General features: G+C 41.3%; 10 protein-coding genes. All 10 read right to left on the bottom strand.

Annotated features, from left to right (window positions below):
- Nucleotides 1-158 precede the first annotated feature (158 nt).
- Nucleotides 159-1,103: a cytoskeleton protein RodZ gene (rodZ, locus tag PSF42_RS17080; protein WP_272680406.1), complete on the bottom strand. Its 945-nt coding sequence runs from the start codon at nucleotides 1,101-1,103 to the stop codon at nucleotides 159-161.
- A 202-nt stretch (nucleotides 1,104-1,305) separates the two neighbouring features.
- Nucleotides 1,306-2,487, bottom strand: coding sequence for a bifunctional tRNA (adenosine(37)-C2)-methyltransferase TrmG/ribosomal RNA large subunit methyltransferase RlmN (locus tag PSF42_RS17075; RefSeq protein ID WP_125892160.1), 1,182 nt, complete (start codon nucleotides 2,485-2,487; stop codon nucleotides 1,306-1,308).
- Between the two features lie 161 nt (nucleotides 2,488-2,648).
- Entirely contained in the window at nucleotides 2,649-3,074 is a 426-nt protein-coding gene (ndk, locus tag PSF42_RS17070) for a nucleoside-diphosphate kinase (RefSeq protein WP_004264899.1), read from the bottom strand.
- A gap of 277 nt (nucleotides 3,075-3,351) precedes the next feature.
- The gene (gene pbpC, locus PSF42_RS17065) at nucleotides 3,352-5,673 is read right to left on the bottom strand and encodes a peptidoglycan glycosyltransferase PbpC (protein ID WP_272680405.1); all 2,322 of its coding nucleotides are present in this window, start codon (nucleotides 5,671-5,673) and stop codon (nucleotides 3,352-3,354) included.
- A gap of 84 nt (nucleotides 5,674-5,757) precedes the next feature.
- Entirely contained in the window at nucleotides 5,758-10,797 is a 5,040-nt protein-coding gene (locus tag PSF42_RS17060; RefSeq protein ID WP_272680404.1) for an alpha-2-macroglobulin family protein, read from the bottom strand.
- Between the two features lie 311 nt (nucleotides 10,798-11,108).
- The gene (locus PSF42_RS17055) at nucleotides 11,109-11,561 is read right to left on the bottom strand and encodes an enhanced serine sensitivity protein SseB C-terminal domain-containing protein (protein WP_125892166.1); all 453 of its coding nucleotides are present in this window, start codon (nucleotides 11,559-11,561) and stop codon (nucleotides 11,109-11,111) included.
- A gap of 112 nt (nucleotides 11,562-11,673) precedes the next feature.
- Nucleotides 11,674-12,969, bottom strand: coding sequence for an aminopeptidase PepB (gene pepB / locus PSF42_RS17050; protein ID WP_272680403.1), 1,296 nt, complete (start codon nucleotides 12,967-12,969; stop codon nucleotides 11,674-11,676).
- Between the two features lie 173 nt (nucleotides 12,970-13,142).
- The gene (iscX, locus tag PSF42_RS17045) at nucleotides 13,143-13,343 is read right to left on the bottom strand and encodes a Fe-S cluster assembly protein IscX (RefSeq protein ID WP_004912658.1); all 201 of its coding nucleotides are present in this window, start codon (nucleotides 13,341-13,343) and stop codon (nucleotides 13,143-13,145) included.
- A 70-nt stretch (nucleotides 13,344-13,413) separates the two neighbouring features.
- Nucleotides 13,414-14,217, bottom strand: coding sequence for a helix-turn-helix transcriptional regulator (locus PSF42_RS17040; RefSeq protein ID WP_248466703.1), 804 nt, complete (start codon nucleotides 14,215-14,217; stop codon nucleotides 13,414-13,416).
- Nucleotides 14,218-14,261: 44 nt separating this feature from the next.
- Complete coding sequence (locus tag PSF42_RS17035; RefSeq protein WP_272680402.1) at nucleotides 14,262-15,449, bottom strand: MFS transporter; 1,188 nt, start codon at nucleotides 15,447-15,449, stop codon at nucleotides 14,262-14,264.
- Nucleotides 15,450-15,944 lie beyond the last annotated feature (495 nt).

The following is a 15,944-nucleotide window of genomic DNA, read 5'->3' as shown; positions in this document are numbered from 1 at the left end:
CGAACGTCCATGTGCTCTTTGTTACCGTGGTACTCTGTGCTACCGAGGTATAGTTTTAACGATTATTTTTATACGCTCAACTATACACAAGAAAACAAACCATAGCCTATCAAAAAAGATGTTTTCGGATATAGTTTGCTTCATTTTGTCTTTCTAATTTAGGCTTCAGGTAATTTCAATTTTGCCGGACGTTTCGCTTTAATGAAGCGGCTTAAGTCAACGTCATTACCTTGGAACTGTACCGTGACATTTGCTGGCGCACCGATGTTCAAACGATAAGGCTGCGGGCCATCAAGTTCCAGCTTATCACCATTATTTTTGGTGCCACTAAATAAGATTTTATTATTCGCATCACGAATTTCTAACCAGCACTGGCCAGTAAAGTTCAAGACCAAAGCTTGGCTGCTAACAGCAACAGAGTCAGTCGTTTCTGTATTTTGTGTTCTGTCTAATGCAACGGAAGATTGCGGTGCATTAGGTAATGGAATGGTTCTGACTGGCTCGGTAATAGTGTCTGTGGTTAAAGCAGGCTCTTGGGCTTGTAATTCAAGCGTATTTTCCTGTACGACAGGGGCTGTGTCAGTTGAGACAATCTCTGTTGAAGTCGACAATTCAACCGGGGTTGCGCTGTTATCTTGCTGAGACAAAATCAAATCATTTTGATTTGCCATTGAAACTAGCTCATTTTTCTGTGCGTTATGATCTTGCCACCACCATACACCGACCATTGCAATCAGTACAATCACAATCAACCAAGTCAGTTTCATTAACCAACCTTCACGCTTTTTACGTTTTTTTCCTAAAGAATAGCTTTGCATAGGAGAAACTTTGGCTAATGTGATAGGTTCTTCCGTTTTCAGATACGCTTTTAATTCATTTTCTGGTATGCCGACCATTCGAGCATAAAGGCGAATATAACCACGTAAAAATGTCGGTTCGACACCAGCGGGTGCAATGTCTTGTTCTATCTCTTTTACCGTACTGATTTTAAGGCATAATCGTTCTGCAACAACATCTTGGGTTAGCCCCATGCGCTCACGTGCTTGCATCAATAATTGTCCGACTGTCGTCGTAGTCTGTTCGGTATTATTTTCGATAGTCATTTGCTGGCAACACTATTTCCAAGTTTAAAATATATAAAGCAAGCATTGAGCAGCTTTATTCGTCAATAATTTATCATCATGTTGAAACAACAATTAAATTTTTCTTATTGCTTCTACTATTGTAGGTGAACAAAGGCGTTTTGCCTAACTCTAAAACGCCCTAAATCATAACCTAATTCACTGATTCAAACATATTTATAAATCAGACTGTTTTTACCTGAATAGGTTCCCCTGCTAAACGTTTTTTCAAAGTCCGCTTTGTTCTGTCGATCACGTCGCCAGCAAGTTGTCCACAGGCAGCATCGATATCATCACCGCGTGTTTTACGCACTATTGTGGTAAAACCATATCCCATCAACACTTTACAAAAACGGTCAATACGGCTATTCGAACTTCTACCGTATGGCGCTCCTGGGAACGGATTCCATGGGATCAAGTTGATTTTGCTCGGTGTGTTTTTTAAACATTCCGCTAATTGATGTGCTTGCTCAACACTGTCGTTAACGTGATCTAACATCACATATTCAACGGTTACTCGTCCTGCATTGGCATTCGATTTTGTTAAATAACGATTCACACTGTTGAGGAAGGTTTCAATATTGTATTTTTTATTAATTGGAACAATATCGTCGCGAATATCGTCTGTTGGCGCATGCAACGAAATCGCTAACGCAACATCAATCATATCGCCTAGCTTATCCAGTGCAGGTACAACACCCGATGTTGAAATCGTTACGCGACGCTTAGATAATCCAAAACCGAAGTCATCTAACATAATTTCCATGGCTGGAACCACATTATTCAAATTTAATAATGGCTCACCCATTCCCATCATTACGACGTTGGTAATTGGACGGCGTCCACTGGATTTCAGTGAACCAATAATTTTGGCAGCACGCCAAACCTGACCAATAATTTCTGAAACACGTAAGTTACGGTTGAAACCTTGTTGCGCCGTAGAGCAGAATTTACATTCCAATGCGCAACCAACCTGTGAAGAAACGCACAATGTTGCACGATCTGCTTCTGGGATATACACAGTTTCAACCAGTTGGTCACCCACTTTGATGGCCCACTTGATGGTACCATCTGATGAACGTTGTTCATCAGCGACTTCTGGCGCACGGATTTCTGCAACTTCTTTCAGTTTTGCTCTAAGGACTTTATTAATATCGGTCATTTGGTCAAAATCATCATAGCAATAATGATAAATCCATTTCATGACCTGATCCGCGCGGAACGGTTTTTCACCCATTTGCGCAAAAAATTCGCGCATTTGTTTGCGGTTTAAATCAAGTAAATTCGTTTTTTGGTTCGTTTTTTCTGGTGTGACAGAAATAGCGGAAGAAGTTGCACATTGTGCATCTGTCGTCATATCAGACATGGTGTATTGCCTCGTTGTTACACTTTCGGCAGTGCTAATGATGAATATAGCACGACGTAATTTTTGCGGTCTTAAAAATATAATCGCCCCGCTAATTATAGCAGGGCGTCGCATTGTACAAACTTTATAACAATAATGCTAATGCATTAGTTAAAGAAGTCTTAGCGCGGGCAGATTTCATCAGCAGTGAAGAAATAAGCGATTTCACGGGCAGCAGATTCTTCAGAGTCTGAACCGTGAGTTGCGTTTTCAGTGAAGCTGTCTGCGTAATCTGCGCGTAAAGTACCCGCTAATGCGTTATCTGGGTTCGTTGCGCCCATCAGGTCACGGTGACGCTGGATTGCATTTTCACCTTCTAACACTTGCAGCATAATAGGGCCTGAAGTCATGAATTCAACCAGACCTTCAAAGAAAGGACGGCCTTTGTGTTCAGCGTAGAAGCCTTCAGCTTGCTCACGAGTCAAATGCATCATTTTAGCCGCGATAATAGTGAAACCCGCGCTTTCAAAACGGTTGTAGATTGCACCAATAACGTTTTTCTTCACAGCGTTTGGTTTAATAATAGAAAATGTACGTTGAACAGTCATAAATAACCTCTTAGCGATTCATTAGGCCTTTATTCTTTATTCTTCCCTGTAACTTAGGATTCAAGAACTTAAAATAGGCATGTTGTAGTTTTTTATATTATTTCTAATTCTATTGTTAGGCTTTTAAACTTCAAAAGCAACCCTATCTAGGAAAAAGAAAAATAAGGCGATGATTATAGGGGCTCTGATTACAATTTCCTACAGTCACAACAACATTTTGTTAAACTTTTTATAGCAAAAAACACTATTTTTTCGGGTAAGTCACATTTTTCCTCTATTACTTCACTCTAAAGCTGATCGCCGTTACTTGGCCACTTAAATCTAATACCGAAATTTGGTAGTTTCCACTTTTGTCCAGTGTTAGCAAAATAGAACCGTTTTGCTCGGTTGTATTCACTTGTTCTCCATTTAAAAACCACCATTTCTGCCCTTGTCCACCTTGTGTGATTAAACGTAAATCTAAGCTGGTTTTTCCAGGTAGACGCTGTAAAACTTCCCCATCACGGATACCAGAAATCAATAATGGCGGCATTTCTAACTTCATAGGAGGACAAGCTGGATCCACTTTTGGTAACCGATTCTCCCGTTTTTCACTGTTTGGCAACCATGACTCCACCGTAATTGGCCATAAATGCACTTCTTTTTCTTGGGCATTCGGGCAATCAGCGGCAACTTGGCGCCCTTTTTCATTGACCCAAATTTTTTGTCTTAATCCTAATAGTGACTCTTGGTCTCGCGCCATTAAAGTCGGTGGGATTGTATTATCTAAGATCCAGCTAAGACGCCTTTGGCGGCAATTATTGTCATCTTTCAGTAATGATGTGCCTCCCGGCCAGCAAATCACCGCTTGGCTTACACTTGCAGGCTTCACATCTTTTGGTAACGGCTCATGAGATTGGTAAATTTTGCTCAGTAACATGCCATTTATTTGATTCATGATAGGGATCGCTATAGCAAAACCTAACTGCCCTGCAACAGGTGTGGCATCTGGCCGCCCAACCCAAACACCGATGGTATAACGTGGGTTAACACCAATTGCCCACGCATCACGGTAACCATAACTGGTCCCTGTTTTCCATGCCAAATTTACTTGCCCTGATAAGTTAGTATCCGGTACAGGACGCGCCTCTCCGCCCATAATGCGGCGCACAATCCACGCAGCTCCCGGTGACATCAATACCCTATCGCGAATTTCATCCGTTGGTTTAAAGCGCAGCGGTGACACATAACCTTTTCGCGCAAATGCGCTGTAAGCGGAAACCAAATCTTCCATCCGTGTGGCTGTGCCACCTAAAATTAGCGATAAATTTGGCTCGCTGCCTAACGGAAAGCGCAGTTCAGTCCCAACATTGCGAAGTTGAGCCGTAAATCGTTTACTGCCATACACGTCTAACAACTGCACTACGGGTAAATTCAATGAGCGAACTAATGCATCACTGGCACTCACAGGGCCACTAAAACCACTGTCAAAGTTACCGGGACGATAATCATTAAAGCGCCGCGGAACATCTTGTAATAACGATTCCGCGTGGATGAGGCCATCATCCATCGCTAATGCGTATAAAAATGGTTTTAACGTTGAGCCGGGGGAGCGCCAAGCGCTTATCATATCGACATGCCCAAAACGGCTATCATCTTGGAAATCAATGGAGCCAATATACGCTTTCACAGCCATATCCGTATGATCGACCACCAAAATCCCCAATGATGTTTGTTTTGGCAGTTGGTTTTTCCAATTCATTGCCATATCTTCCAGCTGCCTTTGTAAACTGGCATCGATAGTGGTTTCAACGATGGACTCTTGCGCACCTTTGGTCACTCGCCTTGCCAGCAAGGGCGCTGAATGTGGATTTTTTCGCGGTGCTAACCAAATTTGTTCTTGTTTAATATCCGTAACTTTTTCAGGGCTCCAGACTTGGTATTCTTCTAATCGGTCTAACACCTTATCTCGAGCAGCTTGTGCCCTTTCTGGATAACGATCTGGCCTTAAACGACTTGGTGCTTGAGGTAGAACAGCAAAAAGCGCAGCTTCGCTTGCTGTTAATTTTGCCGGTGACTTATTCAAATATACCCAGCTAGCGGCCCCAATCCCTTCAATGGTTCCACCATAAGGCGCGCGGTTTAAATACATCTCCAATATTTCATCTTTTGAGTAGTGATACTCAAGCTGCGCTGTACGCCAAAGCTGTTTCAGCTTACCGCCCAATGTTCTTTCATGGGGGTCAATTAGCCTTGCGACTTGCATCGAAAGGGTACTACCACCTGACACAATACGCCCTGAGCTCACAAACTGCCCCGCAGCCCTAACTAACGAAAACGGGTTTACTCCCGGATGACGATAAAAATGGCGATCTTCATAGGTTAATAACGCTTCGATAAAATCAGGGGAAACCTCTTCGAGTGTAACCGGAAAACGCCAAATACCCTCTTTGTCTGCAAAGCGCCACAATGGTGTACCATCTGCTGCAACCACGGTTCGTGCCATTTCAATTTGCTTAAGCGGCAACGGCCAGATTTTATCAGCCGCTAGAAAAGCCAGTGGCAAAATAATGACCAACAGAACCAGTGTGATGCCTGTGCGACGTAACCATTTTTTCATTGCTGGGAGTACCAAAAATAAATTAAAAAGAGCCCTTATACTTTATATATAAGGGCTTTATATAAGGGCTCAATTTAGCGGTGATTAACGGACGATTTCTAATTGGCCATCAGAGTAGCCTGTCGCTCGCCAATCAGGGACATACATTGATTCCACTTGTGGGACAGGAATACTGTAAACACCTGGAGTGACCGCACGTGCCAAGTAAACTAATGTCGTTGGTCGATATTGCTGAACTTCAACAGCAGCTACAAAACGGTCATCACGGTATTCCATATGGCGAATTTGTGATTGCTGCATATCATCAATCAGTTCTTGCAAGTTTGGTGCCGAATCACTTAAGTTTGCACTGCTATTCGCTAAGTTTTGGTTTTCCAACTCTAAACCAGCTGGCAATAAGTCAACCACTAACGCATCTGGCACACTTTGGGATGCCTGAACTTCCAGCTTAACCACCACCATTTCACCACTTCTTAGTCTATCTAATGAAATGCGATTGCCTTTCATATCATAGTAACTGCGAGTGATACCTAGTACGTTGGAACTTGGTTTCGGTGAATGTTGTGGATAACCCACTACGTTTAAGCGTGTATATAGGGTATTGGTGCCACTGTTTTCGATGCTATAGCCTGTTTCTAATTGACCTTTGCTCAAGAACTCACTCACTGGTTTATCTGAAACCATCGGAGGTTCTTGGCCATTAATCGTTGCTTTCCATGGGGCTTCACTTTCATTTAAGTAGAAACGGCCGGCTAAGTACAACGCGTTGCTCTCTTGTGTCGAGAAATAACGTTGAGAAGTCAAGTTATTAGACAAGGTTTGCAGTTTTTGATCGCGCGATTTTGGCATTAAATTATACTCATTTAACAGCGCAACAATCATCGCATCATCACGGATCACTGAGCCGTAGTCCCCGACATAACTGTAGCGATTACGTTGTTTTTTCAGTCCGTCAATCACCGCGCTCTCACCACGTGATTTATCCCCCATCAAGTTCAACGCAACGCCTAACTGAACAAGTGGTAAGCCACTCGCGGCATGATCTCTTTGATTATAAAGTTGACGTAATGCTCCTAAAGGCGCTTTTTGCTGTGACGCCAACACTAAGCCTGCATAAGCTTGAGTTGCGAAACGTGCACCTGCCTGATTTTCCGTATAAGGATAATTGATTTGGTTGCCATCTTGTAAATAGCTCAATAAGCGCGTGTTCGCGTTACTGATAGCTTCTTGGGGAACCGTAAACCCACGCTGATTCGCTTTATTCAAGAAATCTGCTGCATATGCGGTTAGCCAATACTCTTCGCGGCCGTTTCTATCCCATAACGAGAAACCGCCATCATTACGTTGCATACTTAACAAATGCGGAATACCAATTTCAATCGCTTTATGGCGATCTGCATCCGTTTGCGTTTTAATCCCTATCTTATTCAGCTCAGCTTGAGTTGAGAATAATGATGGATATAACCCGCTGATAGTTTGCTCCAAGCAACCATATGGGTAAGCGAATAACTCCCTAATATAACGAGAAACATCTAACGGTGGACGGCTCGTTAACAGGACCTGTCCTTCAATGGTATCCGGCTGTAGGCCCGCAATTTGGTTAATTGGCAGCGCCCATGAAGTACCTGGCTCAATCGCGGTTGCAAACGAAACGGTTTCTGCCGGTTGTGCCGGACGAACACCCACTTTCCAACTGTTGCTGTAATCTTTATTGGCTTCGCCTTGAATGTTAATGCCATTAATGGTCATCGACACTTCGCCTTCACCAAAGCCGTAGTCTGCTTTGACTGGTAAGTTAATCGTGGTGCGTTTGCCTTTCGGTAACGCTAGTTCACGGCTACTGACACCATCAAGTTTCACCATTCCTGATGCCTTGAAGTTGACGGTCACATTCTGCGTGTTATCCGTCATATTGGTCAAATCAAGTGCAAAATAAGACTTATCACCGCCAGCCATAAATCGTGGCATCGACATTTGTGTCACTAATGGTGCCGCGACAATCACTTTGCTATCCGCATGGCCGAACTCTTTTTCATTCCATGCTTGCGCCATTACGCGGAGTTCGCCGTTAAAATCAGGGATAGCAAGGCTAATTTCACCTTCGCCGTCTTTATTTAATGTAACAGGCTTAGCCTGCTCAGCAATAATTTGCACTTCAGTGAGTGGCTTCATACCACCACGCTCTAATGCCGCCTCTTCACTGTCACCACCAAAGCGTAGGTTAGCAACCTTACCTTGGCCTTCGATTAAGTGACCATAAACGTCATATTGATCAACACCATAGCGTTTACGACCAAAGAAAGCGTCATAGGGGTCCGGTGTTTTGAAATCCGTGATATTCAATACACCTGTATCAACTGCGGATAACAACACATTCACTTTTTCAGGTAACGGTTTTCCGACTTGTGCGGTCGCTTTAATTTTTACCGTCAAGTCTTGATTAGGACGCATTTTGTCTGGCGTCGTTAGTGCCAACGCTATTTTACGATTTTCATCTGCAATCGGTAAATGCAAGACACCCACAGCACGTTTCACCGTGGCTTCTTTAGAGTCATCTCCTGGGCGAACCACAACTGCTGAGACGTAGAGGTCATGACGAGCCCACTCTTTATTGACAGGGATCTCAACATCTAAGCCTTTTTCTGGCACATCAATTTCTTCCCACCACAATGGGCCATTACTCGATTCGAGCAAGATGTACCCTTTCCCTGCTTTTGGTGATTCAATACGAACTTTGGCTTTTTCACCCGGTAAGTACGCAGGCTTATTCAGACTAAGTTTCACTTGGTCAGGGCGAACTGAGCCACTTCCCCCCGTATTATCTTGCCATGAATACCCCGCCCAGAACTGGACGCTAGAAACGAGCTGATTCTCTGGGTTGACGACTTCTAAACGGAATGCGCCCCAATCCACAGGGAAGGAGACTTTCGCTGTACCGTCTTTGGCGATGGCAATATTTTCATTCGCCATAACGAGGTCTTTTTGGTCATAATTTGAAGACCAGCCACCACTTTCAGACCAACTCCAATAATAATCACGGCGTTCGTACACTAGACGCGCTGTTAAGTTTTCTGCCGCCAGTTTATTACCCGCTGCATCTGCCATGACTAATTCAAACTCAGCTAACGAGCTTTCATCCACATTATGACGTTTGACATAACGGTCTGTGCGGTAATCATAAATTTCTTTTTTGGCAAACAATGGGCGAATACCCACCAGTTTTTCCGCTGGCCAAATCGCTTGCTCTGCACGACGCGTCACCGGACGGCCACCCGCTTCAAGCAAACTTGCTTGTAAAACAGCTGAAATCGGTGAACGTGTTGAACTCCAATTACTGTTTGGAATTGAAATCACCGTTTCACCGTTGCTGTCCAGCGTCAGGTCAAACTCATCCAACTTACGTGGTAAGCCCTCTTCGTTGACAGCACCGAATTCAAAGCCCGGTAATTTTGCTACCGCTTCGCGATTGGCCTTTAACACAATTTGGCCTTGTAACTGGTTATCTGCCGCTGGCGCACCATATAAATAACGCCCTTGAATATCAAAATCCACGGATTGATCCGTTAAACGCGGCACATCGCTGCCAACGATTTCTAACGCCATACGTTCAGGCATGAAATCTTCAACATTAAATTTGTAATAACGCAGTGGCGAGCCATCACCTAAATCAAAGCGCAGTGACCAACCGCCTGTCTCTGCATTTTTAGGGATTTCAAATTGATATTGATATAGCCCATTTTGGTTTTCTTCCGGCTGCCAAACAAAGCTGCGAACCACTTGCCCATCCGTTTTTAATACATCAACTTTAACGGGCTGAGTTTTAACCGGATTACCATCACCATCACGCAATAAACCATTGACCAGTAGCAATTCACCTGGACGATATAAATCACGTGGCCCAAAGGTGAAAAATTGTTTTGCGTAGCCTTCCGGCCCTGAAATATCGAATTCAGATAAATCAAGTGCAGGCTGAGTTAAATCAATCATACTGGTTTGCCCTTCGTGGGTTGCCAGTAATAATTTTCCACCCGCTAATTTATCTAACTGAGCATGACCATCGCCATCTGTCGTGCCTTTTGTCACTAACTGGCCTTTTTCATCCAAAATACGCAGCTCAACACCTTTAATTGCGGAGCCTTTCGCTAAGGATTGGGTGAAAATGTCGACACGGTCTTGGTAACTGTGTAGCGACACACCAATATCACTCAATGTGAAGACGGTCGCAGGGAATTGGTAACTATAGCTGCCTGCTTTTTGCATGATGGCCAAATATACGCCGTCTTGCTGCAACTCTTTGATATCTTTCAATGGCAGTAAAATCGTTTGGCGGGTATTTTTATCTGGATTTAAGTCAAAACGGCCAGTATAAGCCAGCTCCACTTTGTCGAGGAATTCTTCTGAATACCAATATTCATAATTGCTGCGGTATTGCCATTGCGCTAAAAACTGCGGCAATTGTTTTTCATTCACACGGAAAAAATTGACGTCAACTTTATCAACGTTCAAGGCGATCACAGGTAAGCCTTGGGCAACCTTACTCGGTAATAAGGAGCCTTTGCTAGCAAAACCAACCGTTGGGATGATTTGCGCTGTGGTCAGTTTTTTCTCAAAACTGTCGGCCAGTGTACGCTCATTAACCGCTTTAATACCCGGGTTAATGGTTAGATTTAATTCTTTAGAGGGGGGAAGGTGGCGAAAACGTAGCTCCATTTGGTTATCAGACAGCTCCCAAGCGCCATCTAACTTACCCGCTTTAACATCAATAAGGTTAATAAACTGGCCGAAGTCTTGGTTGGCTTGTAATGGCACGGAAAATGTCACCACCATGGCACTCGCACCATCAAGCTGTAATTCAGATGCATCCAAAATAGTTAAATCTTTCCCTGCATATTTTTTTATCATTTCTTCAGTGGAAAGTTTCGGTGCTACTTTTTTCTGCTCTGCAACTGGCGCTGTTTTGGTTTGATTTTCTGGCGCTGTGGTTGAAACATTTGACTCATTTTTGGTTGTTTCTTCTGCATTATCACAACCAGTTAATGCCACTACCGATGCCAATGCCAGTGCTAAATAACGTTTTTTGGTTTTGAGACCCGCCAATGAAGCCCAACTTGATTGTTGTTTCATTACCGCCCGCCCTTTAATTAGTTAAATGTGTTCTCTTTTTAAGGTTTTAACAGAAGGTTAAAACCGTACTATATACCTTGAAATCGCTTAAAATACACACAGATAAATGCTGCTGATAGTGTTTCAATTATCGATATAATTTAACAGAATGTGATAAAAACACCTATCAGACAAAACGGAAAAATGATGGGAGAGAAAAACAGCAAAATGAAATACTGTTTTTTAAATAGTAAGCAAAATATATATTTAATAAATGAGCAATATGGGTTTTAGGAGTGAGAAAAAACTCTCTCACTCTAATCACAGGGTCATTATGTATTCTTTACTGGGATCGTATCGCGTAAGAAGCTCCCAAGACGACGCTGATAAAAGGGTTGAACATGTTGAGTAATAAAGTGACTAACCCCTTGCTCATTTTCATTCACCACACAAAAATCAATAGATTCGTCATCAGCTAAGAACTCACACGCAAGTGTCCCTGCTTCATGAATTATGGTATCAATATTTTCCGCACCTACGGTAAACTCCAACGCTATCATTAAGATAGGCGTTTCTTCAGCAGCATCACTCTCTGTTGCGGAGACCATAAAACCGCGTCTGACCACTTTGTGTTGTTTAAAAAACTCAGTCAGCGCCTCAACAATCGCCTGCGGTTGTTCCTCTAACACACTTAATTTCAGTGATGAGCCTTTTGGCACGGTTAATTCCGTAAATTGGATCTCAGTTTCTTGGTTGGAACTGTTATTATTCGATTGCTGCGACATTGCCAATCCCCTGCTATGAAAAAGAATCGCTTATTATACTCGCAAATACGCCAAGGTAAAAAAATAGGCACGAAAAGTCACCTTCTCGTGCCTGTTATCAATCAAATATTTACTATTTTGATTTACTGATTAATAAGTTAGCCAGTGTTCTTACACCTGTACCTGTTGCGCCTTCAGCCCATAAGCTAACCGCGGATTTGCGGTAAGTCGCTGAGCAGTCAATATGCACCCAATTTTGACGATAATTTTCAACAAAGTGCGATAAAAAGGCTGCCGCTGTACTTGCACCCGCGGTATGAGATGGTGCTGCAATGTTGTTTAAATCGGCAAAGCCTGACGGCAATTGTTGGCGATGGAACTCTGCTAATGGTAAGCGCCAAAATAACTCGAACTCTGCATCTGACGCGCTCATTAAGTCAGCAACTAATTTGTCATCGAAGCTTAATACTGAATGGTAGTCATTACCCACTGCCATTTTTGCTGCGCCTGTCAAGGTTGCTGCATCAATGATCAGTGTTGGTTTTTCTTTACTCGCATCAATCAAACCATCAGCCAATACTAAACGACCTTCAGCATCCGTATTCATAATTTCAACGGACTTGCCATTACGGTAACGAATAATATCACCTAGTTTGAATGCATTGCCGCTAACCATATTGTCAGCAATACACAGGAACATTTTCACGCGTTTTTGTAAGCCACGCGAAATCGCTAATGCCAATGAACCCGCTAATGTTGCCGCACCGCCCATATCCGCTTTCATTGAATTCATTGAAGCAGAAGGTTTGATGCTATAACCGCCTGAATCGAAGGTAATACCTTTACCCACTAACGCAGCAAATACAGGGGCGTTCGGGTTGGCACCCGGATTGTAATCTAACGCTAAAAAGACAGGTGGACGACTTGAACCACGACCTACCGTATGCATACCGGTATAACCTTGTTCTAATAAATCATCACCTTTAATAATACGATAGCTAATATCTTGTGCGCCTACCGTGCAGAGTAAATCAATGGCGCGTTGTGCGAGTTGTTCTGGCCCCAATTCTTCTGCAGGTGCGTTAATCACATCACGTACCCAATCAATGGTACGAATACGGTTTTCTAATTCTTTGCGATCCGCTTCTGGCAATACAGGCCATTCAATCGTTCTAGCCCCTTTTGGCGCACGAAAACCTTGCCAAAATGCCCAGCTTTTTTCTAAATCCCAGCCTTCACCTGCCAAGGCAACATTACGGATCCCTTGGCCATCTAATTTACGGCCAGCGCTTTGTACTGCACATAATTTACCTGCATGTTTCAGGTGGATTGTCATCCCTTTATCACTAGAGCTTAACAATGCGCCCTCACCCCAACAAGGTGCAGCTGGCTCACAAGAAATCATTACTGGCATAATTTGTTTTGTCATCGTTTTTCTCACTTTGTCTATTTTTGCAGACAGCAAAAGCCCATTTATTCTGTCTGCAGATGGCATTACCTTAACTGATAAATGCCAACAGGGATATCATTATAGTGCTGATATAAAATAAAAAACCGAGCACTATTTCTAATAGTCGCTCGGTCTTTAGAATAAATCCCTCGTTACTCGAATTCATCCAGCCAAACTAATAAAATAGCCTCTAGGATTTTCTCATTCGATTTTTGCGGATCATCATCAAATTCTTCTAAATCGCAAATCCACTGGTGCATATCGGTAAAGCGCACCGTTTTCGGATCAACATCTGGAAATGCATCATACAGGGCTTCACCGATTTCACGGCTATTTGACCATTTTAAACTCATGTTTTTCTCTCATTATATGAACAACTATTTTTCAAATTATAGTCCTTTGAATCATATCAACGGATCTTTTTCATCTATTCTTCATTATACTGTTTGTGAGAGGTAAATCGATAAGTGTTTCCAGACAAGCCAATGTAATGCCTTGCTCTTTTAATGCAGCAAACAAGCCACTTGATGATACATAAGGGCAACCCAATTTTTCTTTGATATTTTGAATTCGTCTATTTTCACTGGCTTCTGAACAACCTTGAATATAACTGATTTCTTTTACCTTACAGTGCGAAAGCAGTAGGCGTATGGTTATCATCTCTTTTCGTGTAAAACGAATATGGCCAAAACGCATATATTTTTGAGGATTTAATAGTTCCGGTGCAACATTCTTTGTTTGCCCCAATAATTGTGTTGTTATCGGAATATTCGCCCTCATCGGCAGTGTGACCTCGGGATTTTTTTTCCAAATTTGGTTGGCATACTCCGAAATGATAGGACGATGCTTATAAATAGATAACATCTCAGATAATGTGAGCTGCTTATTTGAATTTACCGTTGTAATTTCAAATGAATTTTCATATCTTGCGCATAGATCTATTTTAAATTTATTCTTCGTTGATTTTTCTAATGTTATATTATAAGCCTCAGAATAGTTACCCCAGTATTGGATGCTTGATTTCAATCTTTCCTCCATAAAAAGATCTAAATCATCATCCCAACATATTAACTGCCATTCATAATTATTTGAAACTATACTTATCTCTTTATTTTCCATATCAACACGGAAGTAAGTCAGGTCGATTTCATCCCAATCAAAATATATTGAGAATAAATCCGAAAATTCAGTGCATACATTTTCAAATAAACCATTTTCTATATTCATGATAATTACCTTTGATTATATTTATTGCAGCAAGGAATAAAAAACTATGCTTTTAGTTTAAAACAATTCATCTGATAGACTACAACTCCTGATAAACCACATAATGTCAAATAAATCCCAATATACATCAAGTTAAATTTAGTAAAATAAGAAAATAGCAAAGGAGTAATTCCACCCAGTATCGTTGCTGCTAAATTAAAGCCTAACGCTAACGAAGCTGTTTTTCCTTCAGAATATAGACATAACATGAATGAGAAATTACTTAAAATCATTGCAGCATAGATTGTTATTATAAATTGAATGCATATTACCCACTGAATAGATTGAGTGCCCATCAGCCAATAAGTAGGGAATGAAAATATAAACATCCCTAAGATGCCTAGTTTAAATACTTTCTCTGGCTTACTGTATTTATCTGTTAGCCATCCAACAGCAATCATAGAAACAAATAGTAGTGTAGATGATATAATTCCATATAATGTTTTAAATTCAACTAGTTTTAACTCTTCAAGAAACAACGGTGTTGAAATGTTTTGTGCGAAGAAAATCACTGTTCCCGGTATTGTTACAAGAAAAATAGGTACTAAATTTTTCCACTTAATCGAAAAATTATTTTTCTCTTTTGATGGATGACTCGGTAACCTCACTCTAAACCAGAAACTGACAACTATATTTAATACTCCCAGTAATAAAGGTATCCTCCAACCAATATCTTGCATTACTTTAGGTTCAAGAATACGTTCAAGAACAAAAACAACAGAAAGTGAAATAATCACACCTAATACTGAACTTCCACAAATAATAGAAGAAACTCGTCCATATTCTGCTCGTTTAGCACTACTAATTAAATAAGTTACTAGCGATGGATATTCCCCTGCAAAACTAAACGATAGAGCCATTTGCAAAATTAAAATGATTATCGGTGTATATGAACCTAAAAGCTGGATGGGGAGCATTGCCATACAAAGTGTTGCTATACCAGTTATCAAGCTAGTTAAAACTAAAGCAGGCTTCTTTCCCACCTCTTCTGCATAACGCCCAATTATGTATCCACCAACAGGCCGAATAATAAAACGCAAAGCAAATATACCCCATACCATCTCTGTCGCTTGGTTATAGCCTAGCCGCTCTAATTCTGCGCTGAGATAACTCGATATTGCCGCAAAAACAGCAATATCATAATATTCAAGTGTATTACCAGCCACTGCGCCAAATCGATATTTCCATTTCATGATAAAATTCCTTTTTATCTCCAACTTTATTTAATTAGCATTTATATAATCATTAAATCATTACCTTTTAATCCAAAGATAACCGCTCAATATCGATATTATCTATAACATAAAAAATAAAGTGTACAAAGTGAAAATTTAATTATTAACTTTAAATTAGCTGGTAAATAAAACTGAATAATTTCATAATATATAAACAATTCATTTATTAAAATGAAATATTATGAGTTGAATTTTAATTTCAAAAAAAAATAATAATGAAAATATTGAAATACAACAAAAAATCGCCCTTATTACATATATAAATAGATATTAAGGACGATTTTCTGTTATTTTTTAAATAATTCACGTTGTCGCTAGGCGGCAAATGAGCTAATCCCTTGGAGCATACACCAGTATGTGACTAGGGTTAGCGAAAGAAGCCCCCCTACAACGCGAAATATAACAAACTATTCAATGCTCTAAATAGTTCGTGTTGTAGGTAGGCGGCAATTT

Origin of the sequence: Providencia sp. PROV032 (genome assembly GCF_028484875.1) — a bacterium.
GTDB classification, from domain to species: Bacteria; Pseudomonadota; Gammaproteobacteria; order Enterobacterales; family Enterobacteriaceae; genus Providencia; species Providencia rettgeri_E.
Note: the sequence above shows the minus strand (reverse complement) of the source record. Positions and strands in the feature narration are given on the sequence as shown.

What these genes read in the sequence shown, in the direction of transcription:
- rodZ (WP_272680406.1), bottom strand. Translation starts at nt 1,103, where the DNA reads ATGACTATCGAAAATAATACCGAACAGACTACGACGACAGTCGGACAA.
- PSF42_RS17075 (WP_125892160.1), bottom strand. Translation starts at nt 2,487, where the DNA reads ATGTCTGATATGACGACAGATGCACAATGTGCAACTTCTTCCGCTATT.
- ndk (WP_004264899.1), bottom strand. Translation starts at nt 3,074, where the DNA reads ATGACTGTTCAACGTACATTTTCTATTATTAAACCAAACGCTGTGAAG.
- pbpC (WP_272680405.1), bottom strand. Translation starts at nt 5,673, where the DNA reads ATGAAAAAATGGTTACGTCGCACAGGCATCACACTGGTTCTGTTGGTC.
- PSF42_RS17060 (WP_272680404.1), bottom strand. Translation starts at nt 10,797, where the DNA reads ATGAAACAACAATCAAGTTGGGCTTCATTGGCGGGTCTCAAAACCAAA.
- PSF42_RS17055 (WP_125892166.1), bottom strand. Translation starts at nt 11,561, where the DNA reads ATGTCGCAGCAATCGAATAATAACAGTTCCAACCAAGAAACTGAGATC.
- pepB (WP_272680403.1), bottom strand. Translation starts at nt 12,969, where the DNA reads ATGACAAAACAAATTATGCCAGTAATGATTTCTTGTGAGCCAGCTGCA.
- iscX (WP_004912658.1), bottom strand. Translation starts at nt 13,343, where the DNA reads ATGAGTTTAAAATGGTCAAATAGCCGTGAAATCGGTGAAGCCCTGTAT.
- PSF42_RS17040 (WP_248466703.1), bottom strand. Translation starts at nt 14,217, where the DNA reads ATGAATATAGAAAATGGTTTATTTGAAAATGTATGCACTGAATTTTCG.
- PSF42_RS17035 (WP_272680402.1), bottom strand. Translation starts at nt 15,449, where the DNA reads ATGAAATGGAAATATCGATTTGGCGCAGTGGCTGGTAATACACTTGAA.